The sequence below is a fragment of the Streptomyces sp. MUSC 14 genome (genome assembly GCF_001866675.1).
In the GTDB taxonomy this organism is placed as follows: Bacteria; Actinomycetota; Actinomycetes; order Streptomycetales; family Streptomycetaceae; genus Streptomyces.
Genome location: NZ_MLYN01000007.1, coordinates 68,277 through 91,962, shown reverse-complemented (window position 1 = coordinate 91,962; position 23,686 = coordinate 68,277). Strand labels below are relative to the sequence as shown.

Here is a 23,686-nt window from a genome sequence, read left to right as displayed (position 1 = left end):
ACGGGGGAAGGAGGCGGCTGCGGGACAATTCCCGCAGCGCAGTGAGAGGACGGAACCGACGTGAGCCTTGCCGACACCGGCACCGACAACCCGCCGCGACCCTGCGGACCCGCACGGGGCAGGCCCCGCAGCGAGGCCGTCGAGCGCGCCATCCTCGAAGGCGTGATGAAGCTCCTGGAGGAGGGCGTCCCCCTCGCCGAGCTCTCCATCGAGCGCGTCGCCCGCACGGCCGGGGTCGGCAAGGCCACCATCTACCGCCGCTGGAACGGCAAGGACGAGCTGTTCATCGACGTCGTGCGCGCCGCCGAGCCCCCCGACCCCGAACTCCCCGGCACCGGCCTGCGTGACGACCTGGTCGCCCTGCTGGAGTCCCTGCGGCAGCGCGGCCTCGCCACCCGATCCTCGGCGATCCTGCACAACGTGTACGCCCAGATGAAGTCCAGCCCCAAGATCTGGTCCGCGTACCACGCCGGCGTCGTCGCCCCCCGCCGCGAGCTCGTCATGCAGGTGCTGCGTCGGGGGCAGGAGAGCGGCGAACTCCGGCCGGACGTCGACCTCGAACTGGCCAACGACCTGTTCGTCGGCGCCATGCTCGTCCGCAGCACCCTGCGCCCCGAGGGCGAGCTGCCCGAGGGCCTCGCGGAGGACATCGTCGACACGGTCCTCGAAGGCCTACGTCCCGTCAGGTCGACAGCCTCGTAGCATCCATGTGCGCGTTTCGTCACAGACCCCGCCTGTCCCAGGGGGAACGGAACTCGCGGCCCCGACCCGTTCGTCCTCGACTTCCGTACGGCCGTCACGGGACGGCGGGAACAGAGCCGGACATCCCCTAGGGTCGACAACGGCGCGGGGGAACGACGGCGTGCACGGCAGGCAGTGAGGCAGACGGTATGGCGCAGCAGGCGTACGTTTCGGAGACGGTGGGCGACGGCTCGGGGCCGAAGCGACCTGGATCCCGGCTCCGACGCCTGTTCACCGGCTGGCGCGGCGACCCGCGTATCTGGCGCCGGGGCATCGTCCTCGCGGTCCTCGCGCTCCTGCTGGCCCTGGTGATGCTGCTGCACTCGCACATCCCCAACCAGGTGGGCAACCTCGGCAGCCTCACGGAGACCTTCCTGCCCTGGCTGGGCCTCGCCATCCCGCTCCTGCTGGTCTGCGCCGTGCTCCGCAAGTCGGCGACGGCCCTGCTCGCGCTGCTCCTCCCGGTGATCGTGTGGCTGAACCTCTTCGGCGGGCTGGTCATCGACCGGACCGGGTCGGGCGGCAACCTGATGGTGGCCACGCACAACGTCAACGCCGAGAACCCCGACCCCACCGGGACCGCCACCGCCGTCGCCGCCTCCGGCGCCGACGTGCTCGCCCTGGAGGAGGTCCCGAACACCGCCGTACCCGTCTACGAGAAGGCGCTCGCGCCGACGTACAAGTACCACGCGGTCGTCGGCACGGTCGGGCTGTGGAGCAAGTACCCGATGACCGACGTCCAGGCCGTCGACATCAGGCTCGGCTGGAAGCGCGCGATGCGCGCCACCGTGACGACGCCCGAGGGCCCGGTCGCGGTGTACGTCGCCCACATGCCCTCGGTCCGGGTGAAGGTGGAGGCCGGCTTCACCGCGCGGCAGCGCGACACGAGCGCCGACGCGCTGGGGGAGGCCATCGCCCACGAGCCGCTGAAGCGCGTGATCCTGCTCGGCGATCTGAACGGTACGATGAACGACCGCTCGCTCAACGCGGTCACGTCCCAGATGCGCTCCACGCAGGGCGCGGCGGGCAGCGGATTCGGGTTCAGCTGGCCGGCGTCGTTCCCGATGGCGCGGATCGACCAGATCATGGTCAAGGGCATCCAGCCCACGAGCTCCTGGACCCTGCCGCGCACGGGCAGCGACCACCTCCCGGTGGCGGCCCGTGTGAAGCTGGACACGTCGTCGTAACCCGTCGGAATACCGGGCCCGAGAGACTTTGTTCCGTAGCTGAACTTAGACTGTACGGAACCCCTCTCCCCTGAAAGGCACAGGCCCTTCATGCCCCTGGCCCTGCTCGCCCTGGCCGTCGGCGCGTTCGGAATCGGTACGACCGAGTTCGTGATGATGGGCCTGCTGCCCGACGTCGCGGACGACCTGCACATCTCCATCCCCGCGGCCGGACACCTGGTCTCGGCGTACGCGCTGGGCGTCGTGATCGGCGCCCCGCTGCTCGCCGCCGTGACGGCCCGGATGTCCCGCCGCACGGTCCTGATCGCCCTGATGGGACTGTTCGTCGTGGGCAACGCCCTGTCGGCGTTCGCCCCGGGCAACGACTCGCTCCTCGCGGCCCGCTTCCTCAGCGGCCTGCCGCACGGCGCCTTCTTCGGCGTCGGCGCGGTCGTCGCGACCTCGATGGTCGCCCCGGAGCGCAAGGCCCGCTCCGTGTCGCTGATGTTCCTCGGCCTGACCGTCGCCAACATCGCGGGCGTCCCGGCGGCCACGCTGATGGGCCAGCACCTCGGCTGGCGGGCGACCTTCCTCGGCGTGAGCGTGATCGGCCTCGCGGCCATCGCCGCGCTCGCCCTGCTGATCCCGCGGGACGGCGGCCACGCCGCCCCGTCGACGGGCCTGCGCGGCGAACTGGCGGCGCTGCGGTCGCTGCCGGTCTGGCTGGCTCTCGGCACGACGGTGGCGGGCTTCGGCGCGCTCTTCGCGGCGTACAGCTACGTCACCCCGATGCTGACGGAGTCGGCCGGCTTCGCCGAGTCGAACGTGACCCTGCTCCTGGCCCTGTTCGGGGTGGGCGCGACGGCCGGCAACCTGCTGGGCGGCCGGCTGGCGGACCACTCCCTGCGCGGTACGCTCTTCGGCGGCCTGGCGTCGCTCGGCGCGGTGCTGGCGCTGTTCCCGCTGCTGATGCGGGCGGAGTGGAGCGCGGCCCTGGCGGTGACCCTGCTGGGCACGGCGGCGTTCATCACCGGCTCCCCGCTCCAGCTGATGGTCATGGAGAAGGCCTCGGCGGCCCCGTCCCTGGCCTCCTCGGCCAACCAGGCGGCCTTCAACCTGGCCAACGCCGGCGGCGCCTGGATCGGCGGCCTGGCCATCGCGGCCGGCTTCGGCGTCACGTCCCCGGCACCGGCCGGCGCGGCCCTGGCCGTACTGGGGCTGGGCGTGGCGAGCGTGGCGTACGCGGTGGACCGGCGCCGGGGGACCCCCTCGGCGGGGCGGATCGTCACCTCCCACGTGCCGGACGAGCCGGCGGCGCTGCACCACTGACTCCGGCCCCGGTCCTGCCTGCCCGTCCCGGGACGGGCAGGCAGGACCGACGGTCAGCGGCGGCGTGTGCTGTGCAGCACGCGCGAGCTGCCGCCGCAGGTCGCCGCGACCGGACGGAACTTGCAGCTGAAGTCCACAGGGATGTCCAGGGCGAGGAAGTTCTTCCCGCTTCCCGTCCGTGCGCGCAGCCGGATCCGGTGCCGGGCCACCGGCACCGTCTCGGGAATCCGAAGCGTCCACGTCTGCTGCCACGGCCCGGCCGGCAGCCTCGGGTCACCGGGCAGTCTCGCTCCTATGCGCGCCAGCAGGTCGGGCAGCCGGTAGCTGCGGTCCAGCATCTTCACCGGACCGAACTTCATGATCACATTGCAGGTGACCCGGGTCAGGTCGACGGTTTCCTTGAGGCGACCGCTCATCTCCCAACGGACCTGGCGCCCGAGCCACGGCAATGCGGGGGTCAACGTGATGTCGAGGATGTCCAGGACGTAGGTGTCGTCGCTCGTGTCCTCCACCAGGCGCATGCTCACCTCGCTCATCCTGCGGTGTCGCGGATACGAAGGGTGCCTCCCCGCCCGCCGGACAGCGGGCGGGGAGGCCGGGACGACCACTGCGCCGTACCGCTTTCGCCGAGATGCCGTGCGCGTCCTTTCTCACCCGTTCGGGGTGGGGTTACGCCGGGGAAGGAGGCCGGCGGCCACGCCACGGGGGTAGCGCCCACAGGAGGCGTTCGGGTGGTTGGCACCAGGAAGGGTCGGCTGGCGAGGGCAGGGACGGACGCCCGTACGACAGGCTGAAGTGCCTGGCGTGCGGCTCGGCAGGGTGTGCGCGGCGCGGGGTTGTCGGACAATGGCGGGGACGGAATCCCCGGCCCGATTGCGGCGGGCCGGGGTTCCGCATCACTGGGCCGGCGTCGGACTAGTCCCAGTCGCCGCCGTGCCGGTGGTGCCGGACCACACGGAAGCTGGCCAGCACACCGTCCTTGACGTGGACGCCCTCGGGCGGGCACGCGTGCACGCCGTTGCTGTCGCTGAAGGGGCCGACGGTGGCGATCGGAGCGCCGTTGTCGCAGACCGCCCCACGGAACACCTCAACGGTCCGGTGGCTGTCGTTGCGGATGTTCAGGCTCCTGGCACCCAGGCCGCTGACGACGGTGATGCAGTCGCCGGGGTGCGCGGAGTAGGACCGCTCGTTGATGAAGACGCGGCCCTCCCTGTGCTCCCTGCGCTCACCGCCCCCGCGCCCCTCGTTGCCCTTGCCCTCGTTGCCCTTGCCCCAGTTGTCGTTGTTGTTGTTCTGGTTGTTGTTGTTGCCGTTGCCGCCGAGGGGGGCGGAGACGGCGGCGGCCGGGGCCGCCTGGGGGGCTGGGGCGGAGGCCGCGGAGGCGTAGGTGATGCCGGTCACGGCAAGACCCGCAGCGCCTGCGACGGCGCCTGCCATCATGGTGGAACGGGCGAGCTTCATTGTGGTGCTCCTGTCTCGTCTCTCGGAGATGCCGACCGTCGGCCGGTTCGAGATCAAAAGTACTGAGATCTGAGATGTCGGCAATTTCAGGAGAGTGCCACCAGAGCGCCAATCGGGGTATTTATGGCGCCGGGTACCGCGTTTCGCGGGGGGCGACAGGAGGTCAATTCGCCGCAGAAAAGGTGGGATTGAAATACTATTAGCCCTTCGGGGTGATCTGTGGACCCCCTCTCACCCGTCGTCAAAACGTGTCGGTGCTTATGTGGTGGGGCGAGTCGTGCTAAACGGTCCCGCCGCAAGGCTCGTGCCCCGGAAAAGAAGGAAGGGGGCGTGGGGTCCGTCAGGACCCCACGCCCCCGCCGCTCGGTGGAGCGTCAGTGCTTCTTCGCGGCCTTCGCGTACGACTGCACGTAGCCGTCCGCCGGGGAGCCGACGCCCGTCACGTCGTCGTAGCCCTTCGTCGCGGACAGGGAGCTGTCCTTGCCGAGGCTGCGGACCGAGTACAGCAGGCCGCCGGAGGCGTCCAGGCCGTTGGTGAAGTCCACGCGGGCGACCGCCAGGCCGGAGCCGGTCGGGTTGTCCGTGACGTCGTGGAAGACGCCCTTCTTGCCGTAGTCGGCGTAGATCGTCGGGTTGGCGAAGCCGATCGCCTTGCCGCGCGCCTCCTGGGCCAGGGCCTGGATGGCCGCGATGGTCGGCGCGGCCAGCGACGTGCCGCCGATGCGGTACTCGCTGTACTGCTGCGACCCGTCAGGGAAGGTCTGGGTCTGGCCGACCAGGAAACCGGTGTTCGGGTCGGCGATGGCCGCGATGTCCGGGACGACGCGGTTGGCGGTGGTGCCGTTCGCCTTCGCGAGCGCGTCCGGGACGACGCCCTTCTGGTAGTACGGCTGCGCCACCGTCTTGCTGGTGCCGCCGCCCGCGCCCGAGGTGAAGGCGCCGGGGAAGCCCGTCCAGCTCTTGCCGTCGGCCGACAGCGAGGCCTTCTCGGTGCCCCAGCCGGTCTCCCACTGGTACTTGTCGCCCTTGCCGACGGCCAGGGACGTACCGCCGACCGCGGTCACCCAGGCGGAGTTGGCCGGGGTGTCGACCTGCTTCGTGCCGGTGTTGGCGACCTCGTCGCCGTTGTCGCCGGAGGAGAAGTAGAAGCCGATGCCCTGCACCGCGCCCAGCTGGAAGACCTGGTCGTAGGCGGCCGCGAGGTCCGGGGTCTGGCTGGCCTCGACGTCGCCCCAGGAGTTGGACACGATGTCGGCGAGGTGGTTGTCGACCACCTTGCTGAGCGCGCCGAGCAGGTCGTCGTCGTAGCAGGAGGCCGCACCGACGTACGTGACGTCGGCGTTCGGGGCCACGGCGTGCACGGCCTCGACGTCGAGGGTCTCCTCGCCGTACCAGCCGGCCGCCTTGCACTCGGTGGTCCTGGTCCAGTTGTCCGGCAGCGACTGGTGCAGCTGGCTGGTCTTCCAGGCCTGGTCGCCGTTCTTCGCCGCGTACGTGCCGGCGTCGTAGGCGATGGTCGGCGAGGCGTAGGCGTCGGTGATGGCGACGCGGACGCCCTTGCCGGTGTAGCTGCCGGCACCGTAGGCGGCGCGCAGCTGCTTGCCCGTGTAGCCCTTGACGGCGTACGGGATCTTCTGGCCGTACGCGTCCGGCAGCGTGCTCGCGGTCTTCGAGCCGTAGTACGACGAGAACGGGCCGGCGTTCTTGAACACGGCGTCCGGCGCCGGCAGCGTGTCGTCGTGGTTGGCCATGTGCGGGGCGCTGTCCAGGCCGGTGACGGTCAGGACGGCACCCTGGAGGCCGGCCGGGACCGAGGCGGCCTGCGCGGGGGCGCGGTAGGTCTTCGCACCCTTGGTGTAGTTGTGCAGCTGGGTGCCGAACGCCTTCTCGGCGGCGGCCACGTCACCGGAGACGGCGACGTAGTGCTGGGTGACCTCGGTGACCTTCAGGCCGGCCGACGTCAGCCAGGACTTGACCGCGGCCACCTGGGCCTTGGTGGCCCCGAAGCGGGCCTGCGTCGTCTTGGCGCTCAGGTACTTGCCGAACAGCGGCGAGCTGGGGTCGGACACGGCCTTGGCGTACGCGGCGAGGCCCGCCGCGTCCTTGCCGGCCAGATAGACCTTGGCGTTCACCTGGGCGCTGTTCGCGGTCGCACCCTTGTCCGCCTTGGCCGTCGCCCAGAGGGGCTTGGTGCCCTTCAGGGACTGACGAGCGGGGCTGTCCGCGGCGTGGGCCGCGGGTATGCCCAGCGCCAGCGCACCGGCGATCATGGGCAGCGTCGCTGCCATGCTCACGGTGCGCAGCTTGGCGCGGTTGGATCTCATAGAACCCCCTGCGATGCGGTTCGCATGCATGTCGTGGTCGGTACGTCATGCGGTCCGCGTGCCGGCCCGGCGGCGGTTCAGCCGGCCGTATGGATCACACGATGGGGGTCACTCTCTCCGATGAACCGTTCATGCCAGGGGAACGGAAAGGTCAAGAGACGCTCAAGTAACCGTCAGGTGGGGCGATTTGAGCCTCTTTATCCTTACGGCTGCGTTACGAAACCGCTTGTCCGCTGTTCACAACTGCTCGCCCGCTCTTCACATTCGCGGTCACGAACGCGGCTTCGCGCCCCGCTCCTTGAGCATCCCGGCCATCACCTCGAGCTCCGACTGCTGGGCGTCGACCATGCCCTGCGCGAGCCGCTTCTCCACGCCGACCGTGCACCTGGCCACACACCCCTCGGCCATGTGGATGCCGCCCTTGTGGTGGTCCGTCATCAGCTGGAGGTACAAGACCTCGGCCTGCTTCCCGCTCAGCGACTGGAGCTTCTTCAGCTCCGTATCGGTCGCCATCCCCGGCATCAGCGAGCCGTCGCCGCGCTCGGGCATGTCGCCCATGCCCATCCAGGCCATCGGCGGCTTGGCCGACACCTTCGGCAGCCCCCACAGATCCAGCCAGCCGAGCAGCATGCCGCGCTGGTTGGCCTGCGTCTGCGCGATGTCGTAGGCGAGCCGCCGGACGTCCGCGTTCGTCGTGCGGTCGCGGACGATGTACGACATCTCGACGGCCTGCTGGTGGTGCACGGCCATGTCCCGGGCGAAGCCGGCGTCCGCCGACTCCGCGCCGGGCACCGTCAGCTGCGTCGTACCGCCGCCCGAATCCTCGGCGACCGCGTACGTGACCCCGCCGGCCGCGACGAGCACCGCCGCCGCGGCCCCGGCGATCCAGCCGATGCGCCGGCGGGTCACTTCATGACTCCGCCGGTGCACGAGGCACCCGGCTCGGGCGTCTGCTGGCCCTGCACGTACGTCTGGAAGAACTTGGCGACCTCGGGGTCCTTCGCGCTCTGCACGGTCACCTGATGACCCCAGGCCGACAGGATCAGCGGCGCGGCCTGGTCCTCGTACGGGCTCATCAGCGAGTACGGCGTCTGCTTCACCTTCGCCGCGAGCGCGTCGACGTCCGCCTTGCTCGCCTTGGCGGTGTACGTCACCCAGACGGCGCCGTGCTCCAGCGCGTGCACGGCGTTCTCGTCCTGCACCGGCTCGGTGTAGACGTCACCGTTGCAGTTCAGCCAGACCGGGTTGTGGTTGCCGCCGACCGGCGGGCGCATCGGGTACGACACCTTCGTCGTCACGTGCGTGCGCGACAGGGTGCCGCTCCAGGTCATCACCCCGTCCTTGCCCTTGACGAAGTGTCCGGAGTCACCGGAGGTCCCGCCGTTCTTGCCGTCGCTCGCCGTGTCCGACGTCTTGGCCGAGGAGGACTGGGAGTTCACGAGGACCACCCCGCCGACCACGAGGCCGGCGACGACCACCACGCTCGCGGCGACGACCAGGATCCGGTTGCGGCGCTCGCGGGCGCGCTCCGCACGTCGCATCTCCTCTATGCGCGCCGCGCGCGCCGCACTGCTGCTGTTCTTGGCGGAACCCATGAGGCGTGTGTCCTTCTGGGGGAAAGGGGCGTGTGGGTGGGGTGCGGGGTGTGCTGATCGTACTGGGCGACCCGTGCCGCACCGTAGGGCACGACGGCAATCAGTTAATTTGAACCCTGGATGCGTATTACCTAGGCTCGCCGTATGCGGCTCCTGCGCTCCACCGACCTGGCCCTGCGGGTCCTGATGCGACTCGCCGTCACCGCCGACGTCACGCCCACCACCCGCCAGGTGGCGGCGGACATGGACGTGCCCTACACGCATGCCGCGAAGGTCGTCGCCGAACTCCAGCACCTGGGCCTGGTGGACGCCCGGCGCGGCCGGGGCGGCGGCCTCGCGCTCACCGAGAAGGGCCGTACGGCGTCGGTGGGCGCGGTCGTGCGCGTCTTCGAGGGCGACGGTGACGTGGTCGAGTGCGAGGGCGCGACACCGTGCCCGCTGCGCTCCGGCTGCCGGCTGCGGGGCGCGCTGCGGCAGGCCCAGGAGGCGTTCTACGCCAGCCTGGACCCGATCACGATCGGGGAGATCGTCGCGGAGCCGACGGGACCCCTGCTGCTGGGGATCTCCCGGGCGCCGGTCGGCTGACGGCCTGTGCCGCTCGGCGTTCACCGGCGGGCGCTACGGTGCGCGCGTGACGGAGGGGAACAAGGGGACGGACGACGAACGGTGGAACGAGTTCGTCAGGGAGTTCGAGCAGAGCAGGGGGATCCGGCGGCCGGCCGAGGAGAGCCACGAGTCCGGCGCGGGGAGCCGTGAGCCGGGCGCGACCCGGCGCGAGGCGACCCCGGGGCGTCCGCGGCGCCGCAGGCTTGTGGCGGCCACGGTCGTCGTCGCCGGAGCCGCGGCCGTGGTCGCCGGGGCGGGATTCTGGCTGAGCGCGGGGCACGGGACGCGGCAGGGGACGGCCGGCGAAGCGGCCGACAAGGTTGCGGCGCGCGCCTCGGCCGTCCCCGCGGAGCGGCCTGCGCGGTCGTCCGCGGCGCCGCTGTCGATGGTCACCGCGGACCAGGCGTTCCCGGCCCGGGTCGCCGGCTACACCAAGGTCGGGCAGTCGGGCGGACCGCACTGCACCGGCTCGGGCATGGTCGGCCCGAACCTGACCGCGCTGATCGAGGCGAGCAAGGGCTGCCGTGGCGTGATCGGGGCCCTCTACAAGGACGCGTCGGACAACCAGTACACGATCGTCGCCTTCGGCATGAAGGACCCGGTCGATGTCGTCCACCTGGTCACCGCCCTGGGCTCGCGCCCCACGGACGACGAGGTGGGCGTGCTGGCGCCGCCCGCCGGATCCGGTCTGCGGACGCTGCCGGCGGACAGCGCCCTGGTGCAGTCCTTCGCGGGCCGCTCCAGGCTGCTGGTGGTCGGCCTCGCCCAGTGGTCCGACGGCCGCGGCTCCGACCGGCAGAACCTGGTCGACAGGCTCCAGCCCCTGATGACCCAGGTGACCGAGGCGGCCGCCGGACACGACCGGGGCTGATCCCGTCAGCCGGCCTGCTGCGCCAGCCACAGGTCCGGACCGAACACCTCGTAGTGGATGTCGGCAGGGGCCACGCCCTTGTCGATCAGCTGGGTGCGGACCGCGCGCATGAAGGGCAGCGGGCCGCACAGGTACGCGCGCGTGCCGGGGGCCACGGCCACGTCGGCGAGGTCGACCAGGCCGGTGCGGGTGCCGGGCTCGGCGTCGCGCTCGTAGAAGAGGTGGACCGAGGCGTCCGGGAGCTTCGCGGCGTAGGCCTCGTGGTCGGTGCGCAGGGCGTGGCCGGCGGGGGAGCGGTCGCCGTGCACGACGGTGACCGGCGCCTGGTGGCCGTCGGCGGCCAGCGCGGCGAGCATCGCGACCATCGGGGTCACCCCGATACCCGCGGAGGCGAGCAGCAGCGGGCGGTCCTCGGTGTCGCCGAGGGTGAGGTCGCCGTACGGCTCGGACAGGTGCACGACGTCACCGGCCCGCACGCGCGCGTGGAGGTGGTTCGAGACCTCGCCGTCGGGCGCCGCCCCGTCGCCCGGTACGCGCTTGACGCTGAACTGGCGCACGGTGTCGTCCGGCGCGCCGGACAGGCTGTACTGCCGTATCTGGCAGGCGCCGTCGGGCAGTTCGACCTGGACGGAGACGTACTGGCCGGCCCGGAAGCCGCGCACCGGGCCGCCGTCGGCCGGGCGCAGCCGGAAGGTGACGACGTCCGACGTCTCCTCGACGCGCTCCACGACCTCCCACGGCCGCCGCTCGGTGCTGCCGCTCTCCTCGTACAGCCGCTTCTCGACGGCGATGAGCGCGTTGGCCATCAGCCAGTAGACCTCGTCCCAGGCGGCGGCCACCCCGGGCGTGACGGCCGCGCCGAGGACCTCGACGATCGCGGCGAAGAGGTGCTCGTGGACGATCGGGTAGTGCTCGGGGGCCACGCCCAGGGAGGCGTGCTTGTGCGCGATCCGGCCGAGCATGGCGTCGGGCCGCTGGTCCGGGTGCTGGACGAGATGCGTGGCGAACGCGGCGATGGAGCCGGCGAGCGCCTGCTTCTGGGCGCCGGAGGCCTGGTTGCCCCGGTTGAACAGGTCGCGCAGCAGCTCGGGGTGGGCCGCGAAGAGCCGGGTGTAGAAGCGCTCGGTGATCTCGCCGATGGCCGCCCCGACGGCGGGAAGGGTGGCGCGGACGGTGCTCGCGGACTGCTCGGACAGCATCGGATCTCCTCGGATCGCGCCGGATCTCTTCACATCCCGACTGATCGCCACGCTATAAAAACTTGCATTTGAGATGCAAATTAAATGGGCGTGGCCTGCCTCACGTCCCGCGTGGATCCGGCCATGACGAATGCCGGTCCGAGCGGGCAAGATGGGCGAGAGACGGCAGTACACCTGTCGTACGAGAGCCGTTCAGGCCGAGGACGCTCGGGCGATCAAGGTCCGCAACGCGCTCGAAACGCTGTCGTGGTGTGATGCTCGGGTGCCCGACCGTCTCCCGCGCTCGCGCGTGGAGACGGCCTGACCAGCAAGGATGGGGAAGCGGAAGATGGACAAGCAGCAGGAGTTCGTGCTCCGGACGTTGGAGGAGCGCGACATCCGGTTCGTACGGCTGTGGTTCACGGACGTGCTGGGCTTCCTCAAGTCCGTCGCCGTGGCCCCCGCCGAGCTGGAGCAGGCCTTCGACGAGGGCATCGGCTTCGACGGCTCCGCCATCGAGGGCTTCGCCCGCGTCTACGAGTCCGACATGATCGCCAAGCCGGACCCCTCCACCTTCCAGGTCCTGCCCTGGCGCGCCGAGACCCCCGGTACCGCCCGCATGTTCTGCGACATCCTCATGCCGGACGGCTCCCCGTCCTTCGCCGACCCGCGCTACGTCCTCAAGCGCGCCCTGGCCCGCACCTCCGACCTGGGCTTCACCTTCTACACCCACCCGGAGATCGAGTTCTTCCTGCTGAAGGACCGCCCGCTGGACGGCACCCGCCCCACCCCGGCCGACAACTCGGGCTACTTCGACCACACCCCGACCAACGTCGGCATGGACTTCCGCCGCCAGGCGATCACCATGCTGGAGTCGATGGGCATCTCGGTCGAGTTCTCCCACCACGAGGGCGCCCCCGGCCAGCAGGAGATCGACCTGCGCTACGCCGACGCGCTCTCCACGGCCGACAACATCATGACGTTCCGCCTGGTCATGAAGCAGGTGGCCCTGGAGCAGGGGGTGCAGGCGACCTTCATGCCGAAGCCTTTCTCCGAGCACCCGGGCTCCGGCATGCACACCCACCTGTCCCTCTTCGAGGGCGACCGCAACGCGTTCTACGAGTCGGGCGCCGAGTACCAGCTCTCCAAGGTCGGCCGTTCCTTCATCGCGGGTCTGCTCAAGCACGCGGCGGAGATCTCGGCGGTCACCAACCAGTGGGTGAACTCCTACAAGCGCATCTGGGGCGGCTCCGAGCGCACGGCCGGCGCCGGCGGCGAGGCCCCGTCGTACATCTGCTGGGGCCACAACAACCGCAGCGCCCTGGTCCGCGTCCCCATGTACAAGCCCGGCAAGACCGGCTCCGCGCGCGTGGAGGTCCGTTCCCTGGACTCGGGCGCCAACCCGTACCTGGCCTACGCCCTGCTCCTGGCCTCCGGCCTGAAGGGCATCGAGGAGGGCTACGAGCTCCCGCCCGGCGCCGAGGACGACGTCTGGGCCCTGTCCGACGCCGAACGCCGCGCGATGGGCATCGAGCCCCTGCCCCAGAACCTGGGCGAGGCCCTCGCCCTGATGGAACGCAGCGACCTCGTCGCCGAGACCCTCGGCGAGCACGTCTTCGACTTCTTCCTGCGCAACAAGCAGGCCGAGTGGCACGAGTACCGCTCGGAGGTCACCGCGTTCGAGCTGCGGAAGAACCTGCCGGTGCTGTAACCGCAGGTCAGAGCGGCTTCCTGCTAAAACGATCGCTTGGGGCCGACGGTCACGGACCGTGGGCCCCAAGGCGTCTCACAGCCCCTGGGCCGTCTCTGGGCCGTCCGGCGTCGGATCAGAGCCCGCGTACAAGCCGTCCACGGCCTTCCGGGCACGCGCGTCGCTGCTCGGCATGAGGTGCGTGTAGACGCGGAGTGTGAACCCCGGATCGTTGTGGCCGAGGTAGTGACTCAGCGCCTTGACGTTCTCGCCGGCGTCCAGCAGTACCGAGGCATAGAAGTGCCTGAGCGCGTGCATGCCGTGTTCGCGCGCGGCTTGGTGGCGCTCGCCCTGCTGCGGCCGGGGGATCACCCCGGCGGCGACGAGGGCAGGCTTCCAGGCCCGATCGTTGAAGTCGCTACGCCGAACCGCCCCCGCTCCGTCGAGACGTGTGAACAGCAGCCGCTTCGTGACGGGCGGGCCGTCCACTCGGAGCCAGGGGAGAGTGATCTCTACCGGGGGGAACGCTTCTATGTGCTGCTTGAGGACGTGCGCTACGCGGTCCGGCAACGGGACGTCGCGGACCTTGTTCCGCTTCGGCGGGGCGAACACGAGCCCCTCCTTCGTCACCTTCACCTGGTTCTTGATGTGCAACCATCCGGAATCGAAGCCGATTTCATCAACGGGCAACCCGAAGATCTCCCCTTGCCGGAGTCCGCATCCGCCACCGAGGTCGACCGTCGCGCGATATTGCTCTGACAGTGCGGCGCGTACGGCGAAGACGCGGTCTGCGCTCCACGGCACAACGCGGCCACTTCCCGCGGCGGGGGGACGTACCGACTGCGCGTGACACGGGTTCTTCGACAGGTGACCGTCATCGACAGCCGCGTTGAGGACCGTCGACACGTTGTTGTAGATCACGCGCCGGTACGACGACGCAGGCACGGCCCGTTCCAGTGCGCTGAGCCAGTCCCGGATATGTTCCGGCTTGAAGGAGCCGAGCGGTCGCGGTCCCAGATAGGGGATCGCATGGCCGCGAATCGCGGACTCCACTGACTCTCGCGTGGTCATCTCGGTGGTTTGCGTGCCCAGCCACTTCTCGGCGTACTGCCGGAACGTGACTCGGCTGGCGGCGGGGTCGACGTACTGACCGCGTGACATGTCCGCCTCGATGCGGGAAAGCCAATCCTCGGCCAGTCGCTTCTGCCGGTCGGGGAACGACTTGCTCTTCTCCGTGCCGTCGGGGCCGATGTAACGAGCGCGGTAGCGCAAGCCGGTCCCGTAGCGGTCGGTCTTGACCCGGACGCTCTTGCCGTTGGCGTTGATCTCGGTCTTGTACCAGCGGTCTTGGATGTGGCCTGCCATGAGGCAGCGGTCCTCTCTCGACACGCAGCAGGGAGAGCCGCTGGTTTGCGGCTCTCCCTGCTGTCTCTGGCGGTGTTCGGTTAGGCAGCGTCTTGGATGACGCTCTTGCGTTGAGCGACGTAGGCGTACACGTCGGCGGGGTCGTAGCGCACGTGCTTGCCGATACGGAAGCCGGGCGGGCCCAGGCGCTTCTTACGCCACTGGTAGACGGTCTCTTTAGGCACCTCGAAGATCTCGGCGATGTCGTCCGGCGTCAGATACCGGTCGGGGAGGCCGTTGCGGAGGATGGCGCGGGGGTCGGGTTGAGCGGAACCGGTTCGGCTCATGGGTTCCTCAGAGGTTGAGTCGCATTGGCTTCGGGGGTTCCTCGGACTCCGCGTGTGTCCGAGGTGCGGATTTCTGCGTCACCGCGTCACCTGCGTCAATCGGGCCTTCTGACCTGCGGTTTTTGGGTGACGCAGAGGGGTGGGGGTGCGTCATCGGTGACGCAGGCTGTCCGTCATCGGTGACGCAGGTGACGCGAGGTGACGCAGACTTCGCCGTCCTGCGTCACCGCTGTATGCGCAGGTCACCCGTCGTTTTCCAGGCCCTGGTGACGCAGGTGACGCAGCGTTTCTCACTTAGGAAAAGAGAGGGGGTGTCTGTGGTGGTGCGGCGCGGCTCAAGGCGTGAAGAAGGAGCCGCTTCGCGGCGCGTCCATCGCAGGGCGGCGCCGCCGCCGAACAGCAAGAGGAGCACGCCTCGCCCGTGGTGCTCCTCTTGCTTGTGCGGTCGGGGGGCGGTGCCGGTCAGAACGTCTGCTGCTCGTGCGCGGGCGCGCTGTGCGAGCGGGTCATCTCGATGTACCGGCCCTCTTTGGTGCGGCCCGAGTCGATGAGGACGCCCCGGGCGGCGAGGGTCGGCTGGAGACGCTTGAGCCGGTCGGAGAGGACTTTGCCGGTGGTCGGCCAACCCTTGGGCAAGGGGCGGAAGTCCTCGCCGGTGTAAAGGCGGGTGAGGCAGTGCAGCCACTCGGTGGAGGTCATCCTCTGATCTCCACCCGGTTCGAGGTCTGCGGCGTGCCTGAGTACGGTCTGCGCCAGGAGGTCGCCTTCAATGACGTCGTCGTTGAGGTCGTCCAGGCTGGCCCGGTAGGCGGTGAGCGCTCCGAGGCCGGTTGCCGCGTCGAGCTGCGCGCACAGGTGAGCGAAGTCCGCCATGCGCAGGTCGGTGGGGGTCTCCGCCTCAACCGCACGGATCTTGACCGTCAAGTCGAGGAGGGAGCCGAGGACGACGGGTAGAACCTCCGCGTACTCCGCCCACAGTTCCGCCTCGGTGCGCCGAACCTTTGGCCGTTCCAGACGCAACGGCAGGAGCCGTTCCGCAAGGTCGGGGCGGATGACGCCGACGTCGATGCCGGTCAGGAGCAGGGGGCGGCGGTAGCGGGCGCGGAACACGTCCCCGTCGGTGAACAGAGCGCGCTTGACGTTCTCGGCGCCGGTGACGATGCAGCACATGGCGTCGGACAGGTCCGGGGTCATGTGGGAGAGGTTGTCCAGGGCGGTGACCCAGCCGGCCGCCACAGCAGCGATCAGGTTCTCCTCGTCCTTCGGGGCGCGGCGTAGGTCGCCGCTCATGCCCTCAATGACCCTTACGAGCATTCGGCCGCCGGTGGACTTGCCGGCACCCTGGGGGCCGGTGAGGAAGGGGGCGGGGACGGGCACAGACGGTCCGAGGCAGCCGATCAGCCAGGCGATGGCCAGGCACTCCGTTTCTGCGGTGGCGAAGTTGCACAGCCGCAGCAGCAGATCGATGCCCTTGCCGTCGGAGTCCCGGGCGGGCAGGGGGAGTTCGCCGGTTAGCTGGGTGCGGCGCCAGCACACCTCGCGCGGGTCGGGGACGGTGATGTCCCAGCCGGTGGGGTGGATGCGGACGGACTGCCCGTCGGTGCGCCCCAGGTCCAGCCATGTCGCGCCGTCGAAGCCCGGGGCGACGCGGATGTGCACGGGCTGTACGTCCTCGCTCAGCGCGAGTGCTTCGATCAAGTCCAACGCCTCCTTGAGAGCGCTGCCGTTGAAGACGCCCAGTCCGTCGCGGTAGAGGCCGACCATGAGTTCCTGGCGGTGGCTGCCGGTCGTGCCCTGGGAGCGGATCGGGCGGGCGACGGGGTGGCCGTTGCGCTGCGCGTACACGGTTCCGTCGGGGGTGCGGAAGTAGCGGAAGTGCGCTTGTGCGTAGTCGGTGATGATCTGGCGGGCCGGTGTCTTCTCGTCCTCGGACACGGCTACATCCCCAGTGCGGTGCGGGCGTTGGTCCACGCGTCGGTGCAGTGCCGGGGGGATTCGCCCTTGGCCTGCGCGGCGGTGAACAGGCGCGCGACGTGGGCGTCGGTGAGGCAGCCGCACCGGCCGTGCGCGGACAGCACGGCGAGGAAGGTGCGGTAGACGGTGTGGTGGATCGCGCTGCGCGCTGCGGTGATCTGCTGCTCGGCCATGACGATGCCGCGCTCCAGGTAGGCGGGCGTGCGGTGGCGGCACTGCTCGCCCCCGGTCGGCACGGTGAGGGCCTGCGGTGCGGGCCGGATCAGGTGCTTCCTCGCGGTGAGCGCGCGGACGGTGTCCGGCAGGGCGGTGATGGTGCCGATGCCGGGACCAAGCCACCGGGCATAAGCCATGGAGGACTTGAGGTCCACGCCGGGCCGGACCGCGTTGGACGAGCGCATGACGCCCTGGTAGATCCAGTGCTGACCGCGCGTTGTGGGCACGATCCGGGTCGCGGGCAAGTTGCGCTGCGCCCACGCGACGGCGTCCGGGGTGTCGAGGTCGACAACGGTGAGCCGCGCGCCGCCGGGGTGGTAGCCCACGCCCGAAGCCTCGCGCCATGCCGGTGCCCACGCGGGTGAGGTGAGGACGTGCGGGTCGGTGGTGGCGGCGGCCCACGCGTGGCAGGGGGCCGGGCAGGCGCAGGGCCCGGAGGTCTTCATGTTCGGCCGTCCGCCGCACCGGGGCGGGGCGCCCGCGCAGGAGGGGCAGTTGCCGACGGGCACCTTGCCGTGCCGCAGGGGGAGCACGGGCACGCCGGCGGCCGCGAGCGCGAGGGCCACTCGCAACGCAGGGGTGGGGTGGGTCATGCTGGTGACCTCCACTGTTCAGTTGGATGGGTGGAACGAGGGCGGCCCCGGTCTTTGGCGAGAGTGGGGGCCGCCCTTGGCGTAGCTAGAAGTCGGTGCCGGTGGAGTGGGCGACGGGGCCGGGGCACGGCGAATCGGGGCAGTCGCAGCCGCCGCACTCGTTGCAGATGTCGCCGGAGCACTCCTCGCACGTCTCGTGTCCGGGGCATCCGTAGTCGGCGCAGTCGTCGCAGTAGATCTCGTCTTCCACGTGCGGTGTTCCTTCCGTCACTGGTGGTTCAGGGGTTGGGGATGGCGTGGACGACGGCGGTTGTGAGGGTGTTGATGGGTGCGGCGGCGCCGGTGGAGGCGAGGAAGAAGCCGAACATGACGGCGGCGAACGCGGCGCCGAAGCTGAGGCTGTGACTGCGGAGCAGGAAGAACAGGACGAGTCCGAACAGGGCGACGAGTGAGACGGTCACGGCCATGAGGTGAACCCCCGGTCGGTGTGGCGGTCGTAGTGGGGGCGCCGGGTGCCGGCGCGGTGGATGTCGCGGCCGGTGTTGAGCAGACGGCGGCCGAGGCGGAGCCGGTAGCGGTCTCCGTGGCAGCGGCGGCAGAGTTTGACCTTGCGGCGGGCCTGCCTAACGCCGATGCCGGAGCACTTCCGGCACCGGGCGAACGGCTGGACCGCACATAACAGTGCGTAACCAGCGGCGATCAGCAGGAGGGCGAGGCTAGCGAAGCCCACGGGGGCTCACATCCCTTCTCAGGGCGGTTTCGGGGTGTTTTCGCAGGTGGGCCGCTAGACGCTAGTAAGCTGATCAGCGGCCCTATAGGGCGCTAGTGGAGGTGCTAGACCTAGCGGCGACGGCCGCTAGGTCTAGCACCTGCGCTCGGTCTAAGCGGCGGCCCGATCGGCGTTACGGCGAGTAATCGCGGCCACCACGTCGGCGCGCTTGATACCGCGCCGGTTGGCGCCCTCACCCTCATCGGTGGTGCCCCACACCTGCCCCGGCTTGATGCCCCACGGCTTGAGCGCGGCGGTGACGTTCTCCCCGGCCCATCCGGCGTAGGTCTCGGGGCGCGTGTCGGAGAGACGGACCGCGATGCGCTCGCACCACACGGCTTTCTCGTCTTCCGCGATGACGTCGAGGGTGTCGGCGAGGACGTCGGATCCAGTCCCGGTGGTCTGCGGGCCCTGGCCGATGGCGTGGCCGGTGACGTTGCCGTACTCCTCGCGCATCTTCCGCGCCCGGGTGACGACCAGCTCGGCCTTCGGGGCGTCCACGAACGCGCTCGCGACGATGCGCGGGTCGTCGCCCTCGCCTGCCATCCAGCAGATACCGAGGTCGCGGCGGCTGAACATGGTCGCGCGGATCCCGGACTTGTACGTGCCGGTGCCGAGAACCATGTCGTTGGCCTGGTGGTTCATCACCTTCAGGCAGAACCGCAGGACCGCGTTGGCGGAGATGCCGGGCGGCAGCGACTTCGCGTCGGGCCGCTGGGTGGCGAACATGCCGACGATGCCGAGGGCCGGGCCGCGCTTGGTGATGTCGGTGCAGATGGACTCGATCTCGGCGCCGTACTTCTCGTGCTCGAACACCATCTGGCACTCGTCGATACCGATGACGATCGGGTGCAGGCCAAGGCTCTTGTCGCTGGCCAGGTCCGGCGTCACCTTCGACTCCGGGCAGCGCGAGCGCGGCAGGCTTCGGATCACCTTGGCCCGGCGGCGGATCTCCTCCTTGATCTCCCGCAGGGCGTGCAGGATGTACTCGATGTCCTCGTCCTCCTCGCCGGAGCGGTAGCGGTGGCAGACGGGTTCCAGCGGGCCGAGGTCGCCGGTGCCCTTGAGGTCGAACGCGTACAGGGCCGCGCGGGGATCGAGGGCGCAGATCAGCAGGAGCAGACGCAGGAGGAACGTCTTGCCCATGCGGGGGATGGAGCCGATGACGATGGCGGCGAACATCAGGGTGACCTCGACCCAGCGCATGCGCTGGTCGTTGCCGAAGATGACCGGTTTGAACAGGTCGACGCGGCCGTCCTTGAGCAGTGGCCAGGCCGGTTTCGTCGTCTCGTTCATGGGCCGGTCGCCGACCCACAGCACGAGACGTCCTTCGTGCTCGTGCTCGTCTCCGGACGGCCAGACGCAGCCGACCTTGCGGCGCAGGCCGGAGGCGAGGGACTCGCGCTTTTCCATGATGTCGTCCGGCGTGACTCCGTAGGGAAGGTCCAGGTCGGCGCGGTAGCCGGGCCCGTCCCGGACAATCTCGCTGGTGAAGCGCATCCCGTCCATGTCGCCGCCCCTCTTGATGGCGGCGGTGATCTTCGGGTTGCCGATGGACTCCAGACCGCGCAGGACGATGGTGCCGGTGAGTTTCTGCAACTCGGTCTTCAGCACCGCCGGGCCCACGACCGGGGCGTCCGGCTGCTGTCCGCCCATCCCGAGCAGCAGCACCCCGCCAGCCGCGAACGCGTACAGGTACTCGGGGGCGAGAACGTACAGGTAGAGAGCGAACCCGAGACCGAACATGGTCGCGACGACGGTGACCAGGCCGCGCAGCCGGACGCGGCCGGCGCGCAGCCGGGCCAGGCGCATGTACTCCTCAACGTCCTCGGTCTTGACCGCGTAAGCCCGCAACGGGGCGGCCTCGCGGTCCCACACCCACCGGTTGGTAGAAGCGATGTACCGGCAGGCGCCCCGGGGCGACATGAGGGCGAGCCGTCCGGCATACACGGGGAGCCGGACCCCGTGGTAGAGGGCGGCGTAGCCGACGTTGGCGCCGGCGTGGCGGGCGGTGGCCAGGAAGTCACGCCGGTTGGTGAGCCATCCCGCGAGAACCGGCTTGCGCTTCTCGATGGTCACCTTCGGGTCCGGCAACGCCGGGTTGTCGACCGCGACGGGCGCGGCCGGGGCGTCGTCGTCCTTGTCGAGGCTGGGCACGGGGCGCAGGTGCGGGCCCGTCAGGCTTTCCGTCATGCTGGCTACTCCTGCTGCTCAGAAGGGTGGTGGGTGGCCCGGGGGCGGTCTGATTCCTTGGCCGGGATGACCGCCCCCGGGGCGTCGCTACTTGCCGTTCTTGGCGCGTTTGCGGGCCTGCTCCTCGATCCGCTCGACCTTGCGCTGAAGGTCGCGCTGGTCGACCCGGCCGCCGAACTGGCGGTCATCGGCGAGCCCACGCTTGGCCATCCGAGCGACCAGAAACGCGATGCGGGCCTTTTCGCCGGCGGTGAGGCGGAGCTGTTCCTTGCTCACGGCGGTTTCTCCGTTCCGGTCCGGACTGTCCGGCTCCCGACGGCCCCGGACCACGAGGGTCCGGAACCGCGGGGAACCGTCAGCGCCGGCGGCGGGCCCGGCGGACGTTGCCGGCGGCGCGCTTGCCATCGGTGCCGCCCACGGAGCGGACGACGGTGACGACACCCCACACGCACACGGCCGCGAGGAACGCGATCAGTGCGAGGTTCGCGGCCATGGCGGTCAGCACGCCGACCAGCAGCGGGCCGAAGTACACGCCGGCCGCGACCGCTCCGGCGCCGACGCCGGAGCCGAGAGCGATGCGCTGGACGGTGCGGTCCGGGGGCGCCTGGTGCACGTGCTGGTGGATGATCTGCGGGCCGCTGTAGTACTGCGGCGGGGCGGGAAGCTGATCGGTGTAGGCGTAGGTGCCGTCCGGGAGCTGGACGACTTTGGGCACGTCAGGCAGCGATTCCATGCGAGGAGGTTCCTTCGGGGAAGGCGCACGGCACGCACATGCCGAGCGAAGAGGGAATGACGTATCCGGCATCCGCGCGGCAGGCGGGGCAGATGCGGCGGGCGGCGTTCGCCTTGCCCAGCGCCGCCCACCTGGCCGGGGTCATGGGCCGGACCGGTTTGGCGAGGTCGACGCGGTACAGGTAGGCGATGAGCGGGCCGCGCCGGCGGCGCGGGCGCTCGACCTGCGCGGCCACATCCTGGCCGCCCGGCCGGAGGCCCTGCGCGCGCAGTTGGCGCACGGTGGCGTATCCGTCCGGGGCCAGGTGCCAGGGGTAGACGGGTATGGCGGCCATCAGCGGCCGACGACGGTCAGTCCAGCCCCGCCGGCGTCCGGGGGCCGGTGTTCGGCATAGCGGGCGTTGACCCAACCCACCGACCAGCCGCACAGCTCGGCCGCAGAGCGCACCGGCAGACCGGCGGTGAACGCGGCGGTCACGATCGCGCGCGCTTCGTCCTCCGGGAGCTTGACGGTGGCCGGGCCACGCTCCAGCAGCGCGGCGCGTTCACGCTCGGCCCGCTGCTGCCGCTCGGCCTGTTCACGGCGTTCACGCTCCACCCGCTCACGACGCTCGCGCTCGCGACGCTCGGCCGCCTCCCGCTCGGCCCGTTCACGGTCGCGCTCGCGCTGTTCACGCTCGCGTTCACGGGCCTCTTGCCGCTCGCGTTCCTCGCGGCGTTCGGCGGCTTCCCGCTCGGCCCGCTCCCGGGCCATGAGGGCTTCGTGCTCACGCTGTTCACGGGCCAACTGCGCGGCGTGCTCGCGTGCCTCCCGCTCCCGCCGCGCGGCATCCTCCCGCCGGGCGGCAACAGCCTGCTCACGCTGCTCGCGCTCGGCCCGCTCCCGTTCCTGCAACGCTGTGACAGCGGCGGCGATGGCCCGCCGGTAGGCGAGCCCCGTCTCTGCGGTCACGATCAGCAGGAGCGGCGCCACGGCGTGGACCGCGACGCCCACCAGGTCGTTCTTCAGGGCGGAGTCGGCGACGTTCAGAGCCAGGGTCATGCCCCCGGTCATCCACCGCAGCACCACGGGCCACCGGCCACCGTGACCGCTCAACCGGGCCAGGACGGCGTCCAGCCGGACGACGATGACGACCGCAGCGTCTACGACGAGCGGGAGAATCGGTGCGGTCCACGACCACTTCGCCGGGGTGTGAGCGGCGGCGAGCGGGGTCACTGTGAGGACCGAGTAGAGCACCGCTCCGGCCACGATCAGCCAGGTGCCCACCGACAGGGCGCGCTCGGCTGAACGGATATGAACGGCGTTCACGCCGCCTCCCTTCCGCCCGTTCCCGGGCGGCCCGAGCGGCGGCCGGCCCGGCTGGTGTGGGTCAGGTCGGGGCCGTGGGCGAGGCACCAGCCGCCCCCGTCGCGTTTGGCCGTGTACATGGCCTCATCCGCCCGCCGTAACGCCAACGGCAGTGAACGGGACGGAAGCTCGGCGGTCAGACACGCGCCCACCGAAGCGCCGACGCGGAGGGTGCGGCCCCGGTAGGTGAACGGGGTGGTGAGCGCTCCGTGCAGATCGTTCAGCAGCCAGGGCAGCGTGAACGGCTCCTCCAGCGGCACGACGGCGGCGAACTCATCCCCGCCCAGCCGGGCCACGATCGCCCCGGACTGCTCGGCGAGCGCGATGTTCAGGCTCGCGGCGGTGACCCGGATCGCCTCGTCACCGGCGGCGTGCCCGAAGGTGTCGTTGAGGGGCTTGAAGCCGTCCAGGTCGACCAGCACGACCGCCGCGTGGTGGCGGGCCAGCAGGCGGGCCGCACGGCGTTCGAACGGCGCCCTCGTCCACAGCCCCGACAACGGGTCCCGCCGGGCGGCCGACAGCCGGCGGCGCATCCACAGCCCGTGAACGCCCCACCCGCCTGCCAGCGGCGCAGCCGCAGACGCCATGGTGAGCAGATCGTTCATGCCGCACCCCCGTCCGCGTCGTGGTGGCGGTAGGTGGTCGGCGGCTTCTTCGCGAGCTGCTTGCGCAGGTAGTTGGTGTGCCAGCCGAGCCCCCAGTCGGCGGCCGGCGGCTCTTCCAGGGCGCCGGTCAGGGCAACGACCGCGTCTAGCACACGGTCTTCCAGCAGACGGCTGAACGCTTCGCTGTCGCCGAAGGTGGCCGGTGCGGGAATGTCGATGGCGTCCAGGACGGCGGCCAGGAACGCGCGGGTGTCGTCGTTCATGCCGCACCGCCCGGCAGGCTCGCCGTGGCCGTGCGCTCGGCCAGCGCGGCCCGCTCGGCCAGCACCCGGCGGCGGGCCCGGCGGATCCGGCGGGTGTCCAGCTCGGTGGGGGCGTGGTCGAGGGTGATGATCTGCGCGTCCAACAGGTCGACGTCCGCGAGGATCAGCGGCATCTCCTGCTCGATAGCGTCCAGTTCCGCGCTGGTGGGTTCCATCCACGGCTCGAACGCGGTAACAGCGTCCTGAACTGTGACGATGTGCTTCATGGGTCGTGGTTCCTCTCACAGGTGGAACGGCCCAACAGCACCCCCGGAGTAGCCGCTCCGGGGGTGCGCGCCGTT

At 70.5% G+C, this 23,686-nt stretch carries 26 protein-coding genes; 6 read left to right on the top strand and 20 right to left on the bottom strand.

Translation table 11 applies throughout. From position 1 onward, the window contains the following. Positions 1–60: 60 nt before the first annotated feature. The 3 genes from BIV25_RS01675 (at position 61) to BIV25_RS01665 (ending at position 3,236) form a co-directional block, all read left to right on the top strand. Entirely contained in the window at positions 61–702 is a 642-nt protein-coding gene (locus BIV25_RS01675) for a TetR/AcrR family transcriptional regulator (protein ID WP_177235125.1), read from the top strand. Positions 703–890: 188 nt separating this feature from the next. Beyond that, positions 891–1,928, top strand: coding sequence for an endonuclease/exonuclease/phosphatase family protein (locus BIV25_RS01670; RefSeq protein WP_079176378.1), 1,038 nt, complete (start codon positions 891–893; stop codon positions 1,926–1,928). Between the two features lie 90 nt (positions 1,929–2,018). After that, positions 2,019–3,236: an MFS transporter gene (locus BIV25_RS01665; RefSeq protein ID WP_071370274.1), complete on the top strand. Its 1,218-nt coding sequence runs from the start codon at positions 2,019–2,021 to the stop codon at positions 3,234–3,236. Between the two features lie 53 nt (positions 3,237–3,289). On the opposite strand, the gene BIV25_RS01660 is transcribed toward BIV25_RS01665, so the two are convergent. From BIV25_RS01660 to BIV25_RS01640, 5 genes are all read right to left on the bottom strand, one after another. Further along, positions 3,290–3,757, bottom strand: coding sequence for a hypothetical protein (locus tag BIV25_RS01660; RefSeq protein WP_256255555.1), 468 nt, complete (start codon positions 3,755–3,757; stop codon positions 3,290–3,292). A 394-nt stretch (positions 3,758–4,151) separates the two neighbouring features. Continuing rightward, positions 4,152–4,697: a hypothetical protein gene (locus tag BIV25_RS01655; protein ID WP_071370273.1), complete on the bottom strand. Its 546-nt coding sequence runs from the start codon at positions 4,695–4,697 to the stop codon at positions 4,152–4,154. Between the two features lie 374 nt (positions 4,698–5,071). Further along, a complete protein-coding gene (locus BIV25_RS01650) occupies positions 5,072–7,021 on the bottom strand; it encodes a protease pro-enzyme activation domain-containing protein (protein WP_071370272.1) in 1,950 nt (649 codons plus the stop codon). A gap of 270 nt (positions 7,022–7,291) precedes the next feature. Continuing rightward, positions 7,292–7,930, bottom strand: coding sequence for a DUF305 domain-containing protein (locus BIV25_RS01645; protein ID WP_071370271.1), 639 nt, complete (start codon positions 7,928–7,930; stop codon positions 7,292–7,294). Next, complete coding sequence (locus BIV25_RS01640; RefSeq protein ID WP_071370270.1) at positions 7,927–8,616, bottom strand: DUF3105 domain-containing protein; 690 nt, start codon at positions 8,614–8,616, stop codon at positions 7,927–7,929. The genes BIV25_RS01645 and BIV25_RS01640 overlap by 4 nt, the downstream gene beginning before the upstream one ends. A 144-nt stretch (positions 8,617–8,760) precedes the next feature. Here BIV25_RS01640 and BIV25_RS01635 point away from each other — a divergent pair, with 144 nt between their 5' ends. Both BIV25_RS01635 and BIV25_RS01630 read left to right on the top strand, forming a co-directional pair. After that, positions 8,761–9,201 (top strand): Rrf2 family transcriptional regulator, encoded by a 441-nt coding sequence (locus BIV25_RS01635; RefSeq protein WP_071370269.1) that lies wholly within the window; start codon positions 8,761–8,763, stop codon positions 9,199–9,201. A gap of 46 nt (positions 9,202–9,247) precedes the next feature. Beyond that, positions 9,248–10,093, top strand: coding sequence for a hypothetical protein (locus BIV25_RS01630; RefSeq protein WP_071370268.1), 846 nt, complete (start codon positions 9,248–9,250; stop codon positions 10,091–10,093). A 5-nt stretch (positions 10,094–10,098) separates the two neighbouring features. On the opposite strand, the gene BIV25_RS01625 is transcribed toward BIV25_RS01630, so the two are convergent. After that, complete coding sequence (locus BIV25_RS01625; RefSeq protein ID WP_071370267.1) at positions 10,099–11,292, bottom strand: globin domain-containing protein; 1,194 nt, start codon at positions 11,290–11,292, stop codon at positions 10,099–10,101. A gap of 328 nt (positions 11,293–11,620) precedes the next feature. Here BIV25_RS01625 and BIV25_RS01620 point away from each other — a divergent pair, with 328 nt between their 5' ends. Then, entirely contained in the window at positions 11,621–12,982 is a 1,362-nt protein-coding gene (locus BIV25_RS01620; protein ID WP_071370601.1) for a glutamine synthetase family protein, read from the top strand. A gap of 75 nt (positions 12,983–13,057) precedes the next feature. Here the strand turns inward: BIV25_RS01620 and BIV25_RS01615 are convergent, their stop codons facing one another. The 14 genes from BIV25_RS01615 to BIV25_RS01550 form a co-directional block, all read right to left on the bottom strand. Beyond that, positions 13,058–14,326 (bottom strand): site-specific integrase, encoded by a 1,269-nt coding sequence (locus tag BIV25_RS01615; protein WP_071370266.1) that lies wholly within the window; start codon positions 14,324–14,326, stop codon positions 13,058–13,060. Between the two features lie 80 nt (positions 14,327–14,406). After that, positions 14,407–14,652 carry an AlpA family transcriptional regulator gene (locus BIV25_RS01610; RefSeq protein ID WP_071370265.1) on the bottom strand — a complete coding sequence of 82 codons (246 nt, stop codon included), beginning with the start codon at positions 14,650–14,652 and terminating at the stop codon, positions 14,407–14,409. 462 nt (positions 14,653–15,114) lie between these two features. Next, positions 15,115–16,587: an ATP-binding protein gene (locus BIV25_RS01605; protein ID WP_071370264.1), complete on the bottom strand. Its 1,473-nt coding sequence runs from the start codon at positions 16,585–16,587 to the stop codon at positions 15,115–15,117. A gap of 2 nt (positions 16,588–16,589) precedes the next feature. Then, entirely contained in the window at positions 16,590–17,435 is an 846-nt protein-coding gene (locus BIV25_RS01600) for a bifunctional DNA primase/polymerase (RefSeq protein ID WP_071370263.1), read from the bottom strand. A gap of 85 nt (positions 17,436–17,520) precedes the next feature. Then, a complete protein-coding gene (locus BIV25_RS50740) occupies positions 17,521–17,685 on the bottom strand; it encodes a hypothetical protein (protein WP_177235124.1) in 165 nt (54 codons plus the stop codon). 28 nt (positions 17,686–17,713) lie between these two features. Further along, on the bottom strand, positions 17,714–17,902 hold the full coding sequence (locus BIV25_RS01595; protein ID WP_071370262.1) for a hypothetical protein: 189 nt from the start codon (positions 17,900–17,902) through the stop codon (positions 17,714–17,716). A 413-nt stretch (positions 17,903–18,315) separates the two neighbouring features. Then, entirely contained in the window at positions 18,316–20,397 is a 2,082-nt protein-coding gene (locus BIV25_RS01585; RefSeq protein ID WP_071370260.1) for a cell division protein FtsK, read from the bottom strand. A gap of 87 nt (positions 20,398–20,484) precedes the next feature. Further along, positions 20,485–20,673, bottom strand: coding sequence for a DUF6257 family protein (locus BIV25_RS01580; RefSeq protein ID WP_071370259.1), 189 nt, complete (start codon positions 20,671–20,673; stop codon positions 20,485–20,487). 79 nt (positions 20,674–20,752) lie between these two features. Then, positions 20,753–21,130, bottom strand: coding sequence for a DUF6251 family protein (locus tag BIV25_RS01575; protein ID WP_071370258.1), 378 nt, complete (start codon positions 21,128–21,130; stop codon positions 20,753–20,755). Further along, positions 21,114–21,464 (bottom strand): RRQRL motif-containing zinc-binding protein, encoded by a 351-nt coding sequence (locus tag BIV25_RS01570; protein ID WP_071370257.1) that lies wholly within the window; start codon positions 21,462–21,464, stop codon positions 21,114–21,116. Before BIV25_RS01570 ends, BIV25_RS01575 begins: the two co-directional genes overlap by 17 nt. Continuing rightward, positions 21,464–22,438: a DUF2637 domain-containing protein gene (locus tag BIV25_RS01565; RefSeq protein WP_071370256.1), complete on the bottom strand. Its 975-nt coding sequence runs from the start codon at positions 22,436–22,438 to the stop codon at positions 21,464–21,466. Before BIV25_RS01565 ends, BIV25_RS01570 begins: the two co-directional genes overlap by 1 nt. Then, positions 22,435–23,082, bottom strand: a complete 648-nt coding sequence (locus BIV25_RS01560; protein WP_071370255.1) for a GGDEF domain-containing protein — start codon at positions 23,080–23,082, stop codon at positions 22,435–22,437. The genes BIV25_RS01565 and BIV25_RS01560 overlap by 4 nt, the downstream gene beginning before the upstream one ends. After that, positions 23,079–23,345 carry a hypothetical protein gene (locus tag BIV25_RS01555; protein WP_071370254.1) on the bottom strand — a complete coding sequence of 89 codons (267 nt, stop codon included), beginning with the start codon at positions 23,343–23,345 and terminating at the stop codon, positions 23,079–23,081. The genes BIV25_RS01560 and BIV25_RS01555 overlap by 4 nt, the downstream gene beginning before the upstream one ends. Next, positions 23,342–23,611 (bottom strand): DUF6284 family protein, encoded by a 270-nt coding sequence (locus BIV25_RS01550; RefSeq protein ID WP_071370253.1) that lies wholly within the window; start codon positions 23,609–23,611, stop codon positions 23,342–23,344. The genes BIV25_RS01555 and BIV25_RS01550 overlap by 4 nt, the downstream gene beginning before the upstream one ends. Positions 23,612–23,686: the final 75 nt, after the last annotated feature.